Origin of the sequence: Croceicoccus bisphenolivorans (genome assembly GCF_001634625.1) — a bacterium.
GTDB classification, from domain to species: Bacteria; Pseudomonadota; Alphaproteobacteria; order Sphingomonadales; family Sphingomonadaceae; genus Croceicoccus; species Croceicoccus bisphenolivorans.
Genome location: NZ_LRSE01000071.1, coordinates 1 through 433 on the forward strand (window position 1 = coordinate 1; position 433 = coordinate 433).

A 433-nucleotide genomic window follows, 5' to 3' on the forward strand; every position below is an offset into this window, starting at 1 on the left:
GTCCGCTGCCCATCTATCGGGGGCTGCGCCCAGATCGTCATGAAAGGGAATTGGAGCGAGGCAAGCAAATGCTGAATCCTCGAAAGCCGATAAGTTCATCAAACCGAACTGGGAGAAGGCGGGCCATCTTGATGGCTCGAATTCGAACCAGTTCATGCCAGTGAGGGCGGGATCGCGTAGCGAGACCGTCAAGCTCGGCATCACAATCATCCTGATGAACCATTACCCAGTCAGGCATTGGCACGCCTTTCAGGCCTGCCGCTGGATCGCTTCGCTCTGGTTCGACTTCCCGCTTCGCGGAAAACGGGCTTGCGCCCTCTCGAACCACAACTCGCGATCAGATTCGTGTCCGACCTAATGCTATATATTATAGAGTAATTGCGCGGACGATAGTTCGCATAGACGGGCAACGGACGATTTAAATAATGCGGAC

Annotated in this window: 1 protein-coding gene; it reads right to left on the reverse strand. The window is 54.5% G+C overall.

Translation table 11 applies throughout. The annotated features are described in order from the left end of the window. A partial coding sequence (locus A7A77_RS18285) for a hypothetical protein (protein ID WP_216635624.1) occupies positions 1-201 on the reverse strand: 201 nt, incomplete at its 3' end. Between the last annotated feature and the right edge of the window lie 232 nt (positions 202-433).